Source organism: Mycolicibacterium monacense (assembly GCF_010731575.1).
GTDB lineage: Bacteria > Actinomycetota > Actinomycetes > Mycobacteriales > Mycobacteriaceae > Mycobacterium > Mycobacterium monacense.
On record NZ_AP022617.1, the window covers coordinates 4,462,901 to 4,475,847 of the forward strand.

The window sequence follows — 12,947 nt, forward strand, 5'->3', positions numbered from 1 at the left end:
CAATGTCGGCCATGGGTGACATCGACGAGATCAAGAACGTCAAGTACCGGTATCTGCGGGCCCTGGACACCAAGGATTGGGCGGCGTTCACCGACACGCTCACCGAGGACGTCGTCGGTGAGTACGGCGAGTCGCTCGGTGAGGACCACCGGTTCACCGACCGTGAGGCGTTGGTGTCGTTCATGCGCGCCTCACTGGGACCGGAGGTGATCACCGAACACCGCGTCGACCACCCCGAGATCGTCGTCGACGGTGACGAGGCGACCGGCACCTGGTATCTGCAGGACCGGGTGATCGCGCCGGACTTCGACTTCATGTTGATCGGCGCCGCGTTCTACCGCGACCGGTACCGCCGCACACCGGACGGCTGGAAGATCTGCGCCACCGGCTACGACCGCACCTACGATGCGAGCATGTCGTTGGCGAACCTGAACTTCAAGCTGAAACGCGGTCGCGCGCTGAACCTCTGACCGTCACTTCGAGACCGCGATGAGCGCGCCCGGCCGCAGCCACCGCATGATCTCGACCAGCCTGCCGTCGTCGATGGCCACGCACCCGGCCGTCGGCCCACCGTCGGTGGAGTGCACGAAGAAGGCGCCGCCGTTGCCCGGCACACGCGCTTTGTTGACCCCCATCACCACCGCGTGCCGGTACTGCGGGATGTCGAGGTTCTCGGTCCCCGCACTCAGCGATGTGTTGAACCGGCACTGTTCCTTCTTGCACACCTGCATGGTGTTGTAGGTGGGGCTCTTCATGTCCCCGTCCCACCAGTGGTCGGGCCCGACCTGGACGTAGGGCAGTCCGCCGCCCGGGTTGGGTTCGGTGCCGAACGCGAAGTCGAGCGTGAACACCCCCATCGGGGTCTTCATCTCACCGTCGTGGGTCTGCGGCGCCATCCCCTTGGCGCCGATGAACGCGGGGATGCCCGCGGCGACCGGCTGCCAACCCACCGCAGTGCGCTGGTAGACGTCCATCTTGGCCGACGAACCGCCCACGCCCACAACGGAGATCACCTGGGTCGCCGGCCCGACCGACGAGGCGAACCACGGGGCGGTGGCTGGTGCGACCGGCGCCCCGGCGACCAGACACACCGCGGCTGCGCACAGCAGGGTCAACAGTCGGCGCATCCCACCCATCCTGGGCGGTCGGCCTCTCGGTCACGTCAAGTTTGGGACACGATCGGGTCGCGACCGAGGACCCCGTCGAGCCACTGCGCCCACACCTGCCGCTGGTCGGCGGCCGTATCCGCGGCGGCGTCACCGTAGCGGTAGAGGGAGACCATCGCCCGCGCCGCGTCCCCCATCGGGTACATACCGACGACGGCGATCCCGTTGCCCGGGTGGTCGAGCCGCACCATCACGTCACGTGACTCTCGCGTCTGGTGAACCCGTTCCACCACCCCGCCGAATTCGGGTGCACCCGAAGGGGATGCGACGCGCTGACCCACGTCGGCACCGGTCAGTGCGAGCGCGGTGGCCAACCGGGACCACCCGTCGGCCACTTCACCCGGGTACTCGGCCATCACCCGCACCGGCGCGGCCGGTTGCCCCGCGAAGTCGCGCAGGTAGAGCCGCAGCACCGCGAAGAATCCCGGCCAGCCGCCCTCGAAGCCCTCGAGTTCGTCGTCCCAGTCGTCGGCGTCGGTGAACAGGCTGTGCACCATCCGCACCACGCACTCACCGCCGCGCCGGCCGGTGACGGTGATCTCGGTGGCCAGCGGTCCGGGCGAACCGATACCGCTCCAGTCGTGTTCTTCGTAGGTGAGCCGGCGCGGCGGCTCCCACCCGGTCACCACGCCGCGTTGCGTGGCGCCCCCGCCGAAGTCGAAGTGCAGTTCGCCGCCGACGCGTTCCTCGACCGTCGTCGGGGTGAACCAGGCGCTCATCCCGGGGCCCGTCGCCATGGCGTCCCACACCTGTTCCGGTGTGCCGGGCACCAGCAGTTCCATTTCGACCCAACGGCGGCCGTCGTCTTTCCGTATCGGCATCACGCATCCTCCTGATCTCTCGGTTGTGGATAAGCGGCCAGCACCACCCGGTGTGCACGGCCACCGGGGGCGGTGTCGTCGTGGTAGCGCGCGACCAGGGTGGTGACGGCCTCGGACAGCTCGCGGGTGAAGTCGGCCCGGTCGGCGGCGCTGCGGAAGCGGACGGTCGCGTCGAGGGACAGGGTGGCCAGGCGTTTGTCCTTGGCCCGCGCTTCGCGCCAGAGGTCGCCGACCTCCTGGACGGCCCGGGCCGACAAGGCGATCAGGTAGCTGGCGGAGAGCCGGTCGCGGGACCGCGCGGGATCTGCGGCGGCGGCGCCGAGCGCGCCGGGCGCGACCACGTACGACGATGCGGTGGCGACCAGGAGACGTTCTTTGAGACCGCCCCACTTTCGTTCGCCGGCCACGGCGACGAGCTGGTGCTGTTCCAGTGCCCGCAGGTGGTAATTGACCTTCTGCCTGGTGATTCCGACACGGGTGGCGAGCGCGGCGGCCGATGCCGGTTCGGTCAGCTCCGCGAGCAGTCGGCTGCGCACCGGGTCGAGCGCGACGACGGCGGCGGCGGGGTCGGCGATCACGTCCACATCCAGCACCCGGCCAGCCTCACCCTTGACAAGAAGTTTTGTCAAGGGCACGGGCGGCTACGTTGGCTCCTATGGACCTGAGCATCCGGCGCCGCGGCAGCAGCCTCCGACAGATCGGCAAGGGCCTGGGCAGCCTCGACCGGGAGGTCTTCGAAGCCGTCGCCGAGTCGCCGAGTCCGCTGCTCGACGCGACGATGCCGCGGCTGACGCGCGCCGCCGACCACTCGAAGCTCTGGTGCGCCATCGCCGCCGGCCTGATGGCGTCCGGCGGGCCGAGGACGCGCCGCGGCGCCACCCGTGGGGTGTTGTCGCTCGCGGTCACCAGCCTCGTCGCCAACCAGGGCGCCAAGCGCATCTGGAGACGAGCCCGCCCGAGCTATCTGCCGGTACCGCTGGCCCGGCGGGGCCGGCGCTTCCCGACGTCGAACTCGCTTCCGTCGGGTCACTCCGCGAGCGCGGCGGCCTTCGCGGTCGGCGTCGGATTGGAGAGCCCGCCGATCGGACTGGGGTTGGCGCTGCTGGCCGGGCTGGTGGGGCTGTCCCGGGTGGCGACGGGGGCGCACTATCCCGGAGACGTATTCGCCGGTTTCGGTCTCGGCGCGGCCGTCTCGGTGCTCGGCGGCCGCGTGGTACCACCGACCACCCCGACGAAGTTGCCGACGGCCGAACCGCTGCGCGTACCCACCCCGCCCCGGCCCGAGGGCGCCGGTGTGGTGTTGGTGATCAACCCGGCCTCCGGCGGCGGCAACGGCGCGCGGGTGGTGGACGAGGTGCGGGACGCCCTGCCCCGCGCCGAGGTCGTCGAACTGGACGAAGGCGACGATCTGCAGCAGGTGCTGCGCGAGGCGGCCGGGCGCGCCGAGGTCCTGGCCGTCGGCGGCGGCGACGGCACGGTAGCCACCGCGGCGGGGATCGCCAAGGAGGCCGGACTCCCGCTCGCGGTGTTCCCCGGCGGAACGTTCAACCACTTCGCGAAGGACATCGGGTGCGATTCGGTGGCCCGCACCGTCGATGCCATCCGCCGCGGCAGCGTCGCGTGCGTCGATCTGGTGTGCCTCAACGAGGAACACATGGTCATCAACACCGCGAGCATCGGTGCCTATCCGCAGTTCGTGCAGACCAGGGAGAAGCTGGAGCACAAGGTCGGCAAACCCGTCGCGGGCCTCTACGCGATGTTCCACACGTTGCGCCGTGCCGAACCCGTGCGCATCCAGTACGACAACCGGACGTTGCAGACATCGCTGTTCTTCCTGGGTAATTCGACCTACCTGCCGTCAGGTTTCGCACCGGCACAGCGCCACCGGATGGACGACGGCCTACTCGACGTGCGGATCCTGGAGACCGGGAAACGGTTCAGCCGGGTGCGGATCCTCACCGCGTTGATGCTGGGCCGGTTGGAACGCAGCCCGCTCTACCACGAGATGCGGGTGCCGGAGTTCACCTTCACCGCCATCGACGGCCCGACCGTTCTGGCGTGCGACGGGGAGGTCGGCACCGAGTGCCAGACCGCGAGCTTCACGGCGCAGTACCGGGTGCTGCCGGTGTTTCGGCCGCTGGACTGACCCGCGGTGGATACCACAGCCAGCACATGACGAAGTAGACGTAACCCAGCGCCCACCCGGCCACCACGTCGGAGGGGTGGTGGACGTTGAGCACCACGCGCGCGACCCCGATCGTCACGATGAGCACCACCCCCAGGACGATCGCCCACCGCTGTGCCGCTGGCGCCAGTGTGGGCGACAGGACGGCGAGAAACGCCAGCACGCACACCATCACACCCAGCGCGTGGCCCGACGGAAACGACGTCGACTGCGCGGCCACCAGTGCGGTGGCGGGCCGCGGACGGTCCGCGATCGCCTTGGCAGCCACCAGGAGCAGCCCCGACAACTCGACGGTGAGCACCAGGAACAGTGCGGTTCGGTACTGGCGCCGGACCAACGAGACGACGATGGCGACGACGCCCGCGAGCCGTAACACCGTCGGCCCCAGCACCGTGCAGTAGACGTCCCAACCGGTCACCCAGCCGGGGTGGGCGGCGCCGAAGCGGTCGAGTGGTTCGAGGACGGCCAGATCGGCCTCGAACAACCACGCCCAGTGGGCGTACCCGATCCACATCAGCACGAAGACCGCGGCAGCCGATACGGCCGAACCGATCAGCCACCTCCGGTTGGACATCACGCCTGTTTACCAGTCACCGGCGAAGCGGTTTAGGCTGCCTGCACATGGCCGTCTTTCTGCGCAAGTTGCTTCGTATCGGCAGGTTGCCCGACGAGATGCGCGCTCAGTCCGAGGCCGAGGGAATCCTGCACCTGTCCGAGTTCGTCCCCGTCACCCGCCGGTTCACCGGATCGATCCCCGGTAAGCGGGCGTCGGGAAGCGTCTCCGGATACACCGGCGCACTGGTGCTCACCCGCGAGCGGGTGCTGGCCACGCTGTCGACCGTGCCGGGTCTGGCAGGCCGGACCATCGACCAGCGCTGGGGCACCCCGGCCGACGGGCCGGTCGGCGTCGAGATCGCGCCCGACGGCCTGCATTTCGAGGTCGACGTCCACCGCGTGGAACCGCGCTCCCACGGGGAACTGTCGATGCACTACAAGAGCGACATCCCCGACGACGTGCTCGCCGTGCTGCCGACCCGGTCACTGCAGATCAGCGTCCCTCCGGAGTGGGTGTTCCGTGCGGTGGGCGTGCCCTACCGGCCGTAGGCCGGCATCGGGTGCCCCCTGCGCTCAGTCGGCGAGGTCGAACACCGCGACCACCTTCGTCGGAGTGATGCGGACGACCAACTCGCCCGGTACGCCGTTGCGGCGGCCGAACTCCTCCGCGCGGTCTGCGCCCATGTATCGGCCGCCGATCCGGGTCGCCGTGTCGAGGAGCTCGTCGGGATCCTCACTCGTCGAGGCGAGGCCCTGCACCTGGACGAACGAGAACGGCGGACGTTCATCGTCGACACAGAGGACCACCCGGGGATCGCGGCGCAACGCACGCCCCTTCGCGGTGTCGCGGTCGGTGTTGAAGACCAGCTGGTTGCCCTCGACGATGAACCACACCGGCGCGACGAGCGGTCTGCCGTCTGATGCGACATAGCCCAGCTTGCCGGTTCGAGTGCCCTCGGACAGGAATGCGACCACTTCGGCGGAGAACTCGTCCATCCGACGAGGTTAGATCCGGCGAGGGATAAGTTGCTTCGGGTGAGCCGAACACTTGCCGAACGGGCCGAGAACCGCTTCTGTGGGGCAGCGTGACAGGACAACCACGGGTGACTCCGCAGGACCGCGCCAACGTGCTGATCGTCCACTGGCACGATCTCGGTCGCTACCTCGGCGCCTACGGACACCCGGACGTACAGAGCCCCCGCCTCGACCGGTTCGCCGCCGAGAGCATCCTGTTCACCCGCGCCCACGCCACCGCACCGCTGTGCTCACCGTCGCGCGGGTCGCTGTTCACGGGCCGCTACCCGCAGAGCAACGGCCTGGTCGGACTGGCGCACCACGGCTGGGAGTACCGCGCCGGCGTCCGCACCCTACCGCACATCTTGTCTGACAACGGTTTACACACAGCACTTTTCGGGATGCAGCACGAGACATCGTATCCGCCGAAACTGGGGTTCGACGAGTTCGACGTGTCCAATTCCTACTGCGAATACGTGGTCGAACGCGCCACCGGGTGGCTGCGCGACGCACCGCAGCGCCCCTTCCTGCTCACCGCGGGATTCTTCGAGACCCACCGGCCCTACCCGCGTGACCGCTACGAACCCGCCGACGCCGCCACCGTCGCGCTACCCGACTACCTTCCCGAGGACCGGGAGGTGCGCCAGGATCTGGCCGCGTTCTACGGGTCGATCACCGTTGCCGACGCGGCAGTCGGCCAACTGCTCGACACGCTCGCGGCCACCGGACTGGACCGCAGCACCTGGGTGGTGTTCATGACCGACCACGGTCCGGCCCTGCCCCGGGCGAAGTCCACGCTGTACGACGCGGGCACCGGTATCGCGATGATCATCCGGCCGCCGCTTGACGCCGGCATCGCCCCCGACGTCTACGACGATCTGTTCAGCGGCGTCGACCTGCTGCCCACGCTGCTCGACGTGCTCGGCGTCGACATTCCCGGAGAGGTCGAGGGACTCTCGCATGCCGACAATTTGCTGGGCGGCGCGGAGAAAACACGGGAAGTGCGCACCGCGGTGTACACCACGAAGACCTATCACGATTCCTTCGACCCAATTCGTGCGATCCGGACAAAAGAATTCAGCTATATCGAGAATTACGCGCAACGGCCGCTGTTGGATCTGCCGTGGGACATCGCCGAAAGCGCCCCCGGGCGCATCGTCGGACCGCGGGCACGCACGCCACGGCCCGCCCGCGAACTCTACGACCTCCGCACCGACCCCACCGAGCAACACAACCTGCTGACGTCGGAGAACAAGATCAACGCCGAGGCCGTCGCGACCGATCTGGCGCTCCTGCTCGACGACTGGCGGGTGAAGACCAACGACGTCATACCGTCGGATTTCGCGGGTACGCGGATATCCGACCGATACACCGAGACATATCTGCGAATTCACCGGCGGGAAGTCACCAGTCGCTCGGCCATCGCGGCGGAACGAGGCGTCAAGGGTGAGCGCCGAACGGCGCAATGAATAAACTCATCGTGAACGTAAATTCCGGATAGGCAGCGGAATTGCGTTGCGGTTAGGCTCACGCCCATGCCTTCGCGATCCACGGCGTATCTGGTTCTCGCCTCACAGCGCAGCGGCAGCACCCTGCTCGTGGAATCCCTGCGCGCCACGGGTGTCGCCGGTGAACCGCAGGAGTTCTTCCAGTACCTGCCGAAGACCAGTCAGGCGCCCCAGCCGCGGGAGTGGTTCGCCGACATCGAGGACGAGTCGATCCTGCGGCTGCTCGACCCGCTCGACGAGGGCAAGCCGGACCTCGCGCCGGCGACCATCTGGCGGGACTACATCCGCACGGTAGGCCGCACCCCCAACGGTGTCTGGGGCGGGAAGCTGATGTGGAACCAGACGCCGCTGCTGCTCGACCGCGCCAAGGATCTGCCCGACCGTTCCGGTGACGGTCTGCTCTCCGCGATCCGCGACGTCGTGGGCAGCGATCCGGTTCTGGTGCACGTCTACCGGCCCGACGTCATCTCCCAGGCGGTGTCGTTCTGGCGCGCCGTACAGACGCGGGTGTGGCGCGGCCGCCCGGATCCGAACCGCGACGCCAGGGCCGAGTACCACGCCGGGGCCATCGCGCACGTCGTGAGAATGCTTCGCGCACAGGAGGATGGCTGGCGGAACTGGTTCGCCGAGGAGAACGTCGAACCCATCGACGTGCCCTACCCGGTGTTGTGGCGCAACCTCACCCAGGTGGTCGCCGACGTCCTCGACCGGCTCGGTCAGGACCCCCGGCTGGCGCCGGCACCGGTGCTCGAACGTCAGGCCGATCAACGGTCCGACGAATGGGTGGACCGCTACAGGGCCGACGCCGAGAGGGACGGGCTGCCGACATGACGACCACCGACATCGACGCGTTACGGGTCGACGAACTGCGGCTCCTGGAGGCCGAGGCCGTGCACATCATCCGCGAGGTGGTCGCCGAACTCGAGCGCCCGGTGCTGCTCTTCAGCGCGGGTAAGGACTCGATCGTCCTCCTTCGCCTGGCGGAGAAGGCTTTTCGTCCCTCACCGCTGCCGTTCCCGGTCATGCACGTCGACACCGGCCACAACTTCGACGAGGTGATCGAGTTCCGCGACCGCCGCGTCACCGGACACGGCCACAAACTCATCGTCGCCTCGGTGCAGGAGTCCATCGACCGGGGCCGCGTCCCGGATCCCGGTCCCGGCGCCTCCCGCAACCGCCAGCAGACCCGCACGCTGCTCGACGCGCTGGAGGAGGGCGGCTTCGACGCGGCGTTCGGCGGTGCGCGGCGCGACGAGGAACGGGCCCGCGCCAAGGAACGGATCCTGAGTTTCCGCGACGAGTTCGGACAGTGGGATCCGCGGGCGCAGCGGCCCGAACCGTGGTCGCTCTACAACGGGCGCATCAAGAAGGGTGAGCAGGTCCGGGTGTTCCCGCTGAGCAACTGGACCGAACTCGACGTGTGGCGCTACATCCAACTGGAGAACCTCGAGCTGCCGTCGATCTACTTCGCCCACCGGCGTGAGGTATTCGCCCGTGACGGCATCCTGCTGGCCGTGTCGCAGTACGCGCAACCGCGCGACGGGGAGACCTCGGCGGTGGAGTGGGTGCGCTACCGCACGGTCGGCGATCTCACGATCACCGGTGCGGTGCGCTCGGAGGCCACCGACATCGAGCGGGTCATCGCCGAGATCTCGGCGGCGACGGTGTCCGAGCGCGGCGAGACCCGCGCCGACGACCGCACCTCGGTGGCGGCCATGGAGGACCGGAAACGCGAGGGGTACTTCTGATGGGGACTCGTCAGTTACTGCGCATCACCACCGCGGGATCGGTCGACGACGGTAAGAGCACGCTGATCGGCAGGCTGTTGCACGACACCGACAGCCTGCCGCTCGACCACCTCGAGGCCGTCACCGACGAGGAGGGGGTCGCCGACCTCGCCGCGCTCTCCGACGGGCTGCGGGCCGAACGCGAACAGGGCATCACGATCGACGTCGCCTACCGGTTCTTCTCCACCGCCAACCGCAGCTACATCCTGGCCGACACCCCGGGTCACGAGCGCTACACCCGCAACATGTTCACCGGCGCCTCCAATGCGCATGTGGCGGTGCTGCTCGTCGACGCCCGCGCCGGGGTGCTCCGGCAGACCAACCGGCACGCGCGCATCGCGAAGCTGTTGGGTATCAAGCACTTCGTCGCGGCGGTGAACAAGATCGGCCTCGTCGACTTCGACGGCGACCGCTTCGCCGAGGTGGCCGCGGAACTGCAGACGCTCTCGGCACGCCTGGGCGGTCTCGACATCACGGTCATCCCGCTCGCGGCCAAACACGGCGACAACGTCGTGCACCGCTCCGACCGCACACCCTGGTACGACGGACCGACCCTGCTCGAGTACCTCGAAGGCGTGGAACTCGTTCCGCCGCAACCTGAGCCGAACAAGCTGCGGCTGCCCGTGCAGTGGGTGTCGCGGCCGACCGCCGAACAGCGCCGCCGCTACACCGGCAGGTTGTCGGCGGGCACGCTGAGCGTCGGTGACACGGTGGTGAGCCTTCCGGCCGGCACCCGCTCGACAGTCACGGTCGTCGACACCCTCGACGACGACCGGCCGGTCGCCGTGGCGCCGCTGTCGGTCGCGATCGAACTGGCCGACGACATCGACGTCGGCCGTGGGGACGTGTTCGTCAGCGGCGCCGACGATGCGACGCTGCCGGTGCTCGCTCGCGAACTCGACGCGACGGTCTGCTGGTTCGCCGACGCCCCGCTGCGCGCCGGTGACCGGCTGGCCCTCAAACAGGGCACCCGCACGGTGCGCGCCACGGTGCAGGCGCTGCACAGCCGCCTGGACCCGGAGACCCTCGACGAGTTCGACAACCCGGTGGAGTTGGTCCTCAACGACATCGGATCGCTCACGCTGCGCACCAGTTCGGTGGTCGTGACCGACGCGTACGCCGACAACCGGGACAGCGGTGCGTTCATCCTGATCGACGAATCGAGCAACGACACCGTCGGCGCGGGCACCATCCTCGAACCACGTGAGGTCACGCCCGGGGCGCAGACCCGCAACGACATCCGTTGGCATCCCTCCTCACTCGACCGGACCCACCGCTGGACCTCGACGGGTCAGCGGGGTGCCACCATCTGGTTCACGGGTCTGCCCGCATCGGGCAAGTCGACCGTCGCCGTGGCGGTCGAACGCGCGCTCGTCGAATCGGGGCAGGTGGCCTACCTGCTCGATGGCGACAACATCCGTCACGGCCTGTCCGACGACCTGGGGTTCGCCGCGGGTGACCGCGCCGAGAACATCCGCCGGGTCGGGCATCTCACCCGGCTGTTCGCCGATGCGGGTGTCGTCGCGCTGGCGTCGCTGGTGTCGCCGCTGAAATCCGATCGGGAGATCGCGCGCACCCTCAGCGACGCCGCCAAGCTGCCGTTCCTCGAGGTGTACGTGTCCACCCCCGTCGAGGAATGCGAAAAGCGGGACCCCAAGGGGCTTTACGCCCGCGCCCGCGCCGGCGAACTGAAGGGCCTCACGGGTGTCGACGCCCCCTACGAGCCGCCGGATGCTCCGGACCTGGTGCTCGACACCACCGGTGCCGACATCGCCGATCTGGTGAAGCAGGTGATCGACCTGCTCGACAGCAGGCGTTAACCGGTCCGCGCGACCACGAACACCCGCCGGAACGGGAAGAAGGTCCGCCCGTCGGCGCGCACCGGGTAGGCCTCGTCGAGCAGCGGGATCAGCTCGGCGCGGAACCGGTCCCACTGCTCGTCGGTCAGCCGGCTGCGCACCGGCCGCAGCGCCGTGCCGGTGGTCCATTCGAGCACCGGGTGTGCACCCGTCAGCTCGTGGATGTAGGTGGTCTCCCAGGCGTCGACGCTGCAGCCCGCATCGGTGAGCAGTGCGGCGTAGTCCGCGGGCGTCTCGACGACCTTGCCCACCCGGAACGGTATGTCGTGCAACAGCGGTGCCCACGGCTCCCGATCCGCGAGCCGGCGCACCGCCTGGTGTGACGGCGCGTCGAAATTGCCCGGCACCTGCATCGCCAGCCACGAACCGGCGGCCAGCGCACCCGCCCACCGGGTCAGCAGTTCGGGGTGTTCGGGCACCCACTGCAGCGTGGCGTTGCTGAGCACGACGTCGGTGTCGGGCTGCGGCGACCAGCCGCGGACGTCGCCGAGGTTCGCCTGCACACCGCGCTCGCGGGCGGCCGCCACCATCTCCGGCGAGTTGTCCCACGCCTCCACCACGGCCTCGGGCCACCTGTGTTGCAGGACGACGGTGAGATTGCCTGGGCCGCAACCGAGATCGACGACACGGCGGGGCGCATCGGCGCCGACGCGGGCGAGGAGGTCGAAGAAGGGCCGCCCGCGATGATCGGCGAAGGACAGGTACGCCTCGGGATTCCACATGTGGCCAGTCTGGCACCGTTGACCGTGTGTCCACGGCGCCGACTGTGCCGTCAGGGTGCTGATTCCGCCGATTTCCCGCCCTCAGTACACACTCGGGCGTGCATTCCGAGGGCTAGCATCGGTCGGATGACGCAGTCCGCCGATCCCGTCGACCCGCCCGTCCCCGTGCTGGACATCCCCGGTGCCGACGCCGGTGCGCGCGGTCTGCCGCGGCGGGCCGACCTCACGCTGCGCCAGCGCATGATCGTCGACTCGTCGGCCGTCGCGGACATCGCCTTGCGCACCGGCGTCGCCTCGATGGTCGGTGCTGCCATGCTGCCGTCGGTCGTGGCCTCGGCGCTGCGGCCGTCGACCACCGGGGCCGACGCCGAACACCTGAGGTTCTACGGCGAACTCGCCGCCGCGAAGGACCCTGCGGTGTCCTTCCCGGCGCCGACCGTGCCGCCCCGCATCTCGTCGCGCCCGGCCAACCCGGTCGCCGAGTGGACCGCGCACGGCCGTGTGCACAACATCCGGTTCCGCAGCAGTTTCGAAGCGGTCAACCCGGCACTGCGCGACCGCTGCCGCGGATACCGACGCAACAACGTCGTACACGCCCAGCACTGGCGCCACGAGGACGGACCCCGCCCGACGCTGTGCGTCATCCACGGCTTCATGGGCTCGGCCTACCTGTTCAACGGCCAGTTCCTGTCGCTGCCGTGGTTCTACCGCTCCGGTTACGACGTCCTGCTCTACACGCTGCCGTTCCACGGCCGCCGCGCCGAGAAGTACTCGCCCTACAGCGGATACGGCTACTTCGCCAACGGGTTCGCCGGCTTCGCGGAGGCCATGGCCCAGGCCGTCCACGACTTCCGTTCCCTCATCGACCATCTCGAGTTCACCGGTGTCGACCGGGTCGCCGTCACCGGAATCTCGTTGGGCGGGTTCACCTCGGCGTTGCTCGCCTGCGTCGATGACAGGATCCAGGCGGTCATCCCGAACGTGCCCGTGGTCACCCCGGACCGCACGGTCGACGAGTGGTTCCCCGCCAACAAACTGGTGGCCCTCAACCGCAGGATCGCCGGGCTGGGCCCGGAACTGGAGGCCGCCGCATCGCGTTACCCGTCCCCGCTGAACTACGCACCGCTGGTGCCGCGGGACCGCCGGTTGATCATCACCGGCCTCGGGGACCGGTTGGCGCCGCCGCAACAGGCCGAACTGTTGTGGGAGCACTGGGAGCGGTGCGCCTTCCACTGGTTCCCGGGTAACCACCTGCTGCACGTCAGCCAGCCCGACTATCTGCGCCGCATGACACGCTTCCTGCGCGACTTCATGTTCGACTGACTGTTCA

14 protein-coding genes are annotated in these 12,947 nt (G+C 69.0%); 8 read left to right on the forward strand and 6 right to left on the reverse strand.

Annotated features, from left to right (window positions below):
- Nucleotides 1-11: 11 nt before the first annotated feature.
- On the forward strand, nt 12-470 hold the full coding sequence (locus G6N49_RS21400) for a nuclear transport factor 2 family protein (RefSeq protein WP_041925201.1): 459 nt from the start codon (nt 12-14) through the stop codon (nt 468-470).
- 3 nt (nt 471-473) lie between these two features.
- Here the strand turns inward: G6N49_RS21400 and G6N49_RS21405 are convergent, their stop codons facing one another.
- The 3 genes from G6N49_RS21405 to G6N49_RS21415 are packed head-to-tail and all read right to left on the reverse strand — an operon-like array spanning nt 474 to nt 2,580.
- On the reverse strand, nt 474-1,127 hold the full coding sequence (locus G6N49_RS21405; protein WP_011854386.1) for a L,D-transpeptidase family protein: 654 nt from the start codon (nt 1,125-1,127) through the stop codon (nt 474-476).
- 35 nt (nt 1,128-1,162) lie between these two features.
- Nucleotides 1,163-1,987: an SRPBCC family protein gene (locus G6N49_RS21410; RefSeq protein WP_235679562.1), complete on the reverse strand. Its 825-nt coding sequence runs from the start codon at nt 1,985-1,987 to the stop codon at nt 1,163-1,165.
- Nucleotides 1,987-2,580 (reverse strand): winged helix-turn-helix domain-containing protein, encoded by a 594-nt coding sequence (locus tag G6N49_RS21415; protein WP_011557821.1) that lies wholly within the window; start codon nt 2,578-2,580, stop codon nt 1,987-1,989. Before G6N49_RS21415 ends, G6N49_RS21410 begins: the two co-directional genes overlap by 1 nt.
- Nucleotides 2,581-2,642: 62 nt before the next feature.
- On the opposite strand from G6N49_RS21415, the gene G6N49_RS21420 reads away from it, so the two are divergent.
- Nucleotides 2,643-4,133: a bifunctional phosphatase PAP2/diacylglycerol kinase family protein gene (locus tag G6N49_RS21420; protein WP_083045462.1), complete on the forward strand. Its 1,491-nt coding sequence runs from the start codon at nt 2,643-2,645 to the stop codon at nt 4,131-4,133.
- On the opposite strand, the gene G6N49_RS21425 is transcribed toward G6N49_RS21420, so the two are convergent.
- Nucleotides 4,087-4,746 carry a phosphatase PAP2 family protein gene (locus G6N49_RS21425; protein ID WP_083045463.1) on the reverse strand — a complete coding sequence of 220 codons (660 nt, stop codon included), beginning with the start codon at nt 4,744-4,746 and terminating at the stop codon, nt 4,087-4,089. The genes G6N49_RS21420 and G6N49_RS21425 overlap by 47 nt on opposite strands.
- A 47-nt stretch (nt 4,747-4,793) precedes the next feature.
- On the opposite strand from G6N49_RS21425, the gene G6N49_RS21430 reads away from it, so the two are divergent.
- Nucleotides 4,794-5,276 carry a hypothetical protein gene (locus G6N49_RS21430; protein ID WP_083045464.1) on the forward strand — a complete coding sequence of 161 codons (483 nt, stop codon included), beginning with the start codon at nt 4,794-4,796 and terminating at the stop codon, nt 5,274-5,276.
- A 24-nt stretch (nt 5,277-5,300) separates the two neighbouring features.
- On the opposite strand, the gene G6N49_RS21435 is transcribed toward G6N49_RS21430, so the two are convergent.
- Nucleotides 5,301-5,723, reverse strand: a complete 423-nt coding sequence (locus G6N49_RS21435; RefSeq protein ID WP_064916885.1) for a PPOX class F420-dependent oxidoreductase — start codon at nt 5,721-5,723, stop codon at nt 5,301-5,303.
- A gap of 89 nt (nt 5,724-5,812) precedes the next feature.
- On the opposite strand from G6N49_RS21435, the gene G6N49_RS21440 reads away from it, so the two are divergent.
- From G6N49_RS21440 to cysC, 4 genes are all read left to right on the forward strand, one after another.
- Entirely contained in the window at nt 5,813-7,210 is a 1,398-nt protein-coding gene (locus G6N49_RS21440) for a sulfatase family protein (RefSeq protein ID WP_083045465.1), read from the forward strand.
- Between the two features lie 66 nt (nt 7,211-7,276).
- Nucleotides 7,277-8,080: a trehalose 2-sulfotransferase gene (gene stf0 / locus G6N49_RS21445; RefSeq protein WP_064916887.1), complete on the forward strand. Its 804-nt coding sequence runs from the start codon at nt 7,277-7,279 to the stop codon at nt 8,078-8,080.
- Nucleotides 8,077-8,997: a sulfate adenylyltransferase subunit CysD gene (cysD, locus tag G6N49_RS21450; protein WP_011557814.1), complete on the forward strand. Its 921-nt coding sequence runs from the start codon at nt 8,077-8,079 to the stop codon at nt 8,995-8,997. The genes stf0 and cysD overlap by 4 nt, the downstream gene beginning before the upstream one ends.
- Nucleotides 8,997-10,856, forward strand: a complete 1,860-nt coding sequence (cysC, locus tag G6N49_RS21455; RefSeq protein ID WP_083045466.1) for a sulfate adenylyltransferase subunit CysN — start codon at nt 8,997-8,999, stop codon at nt 10,854-10,856. Before cysD ends, cysC begins: the two co-directional genes overlap by 1 nt.
- Here cysC and G6N49_RS21460 read toward each other — a convergent pair.
- On the reverse strand, nt 10,853-11,617 hold the full coding sequence (locus G6N49_RS21460) for a trans-aconitate 2-methyltransferase (RefSeq protein ID WP_083045467.1): 765 nt from the start codon (nt 11,615-11,617) through the stop codon (nt 10,853-10,855). The genes cysC and G6N49_RS21460 overlap by 4 nt on opposite strands.
- A 126-nt stretch (nt 11,618-11,743) precedes the next feature.
- On the opposite strand from G6N49_RS21460, the gene G6N49_RS21465 reads away from it, so the two are divergent.
- Nucleotides 11,744-12,940: an alpha/beta hydrolase family protein gene (locus G6N49_RS21465; protein WP_083045468.1), complete on the forward strand. Its 1,197-nt coding sequence runs from the start codon at nt 11,744-11,746 to the stop codon at nt 12,938-12,940.
- The last annotated feature ends 7 nt before the right edge of the window (nt 12,941-12,947 follow it).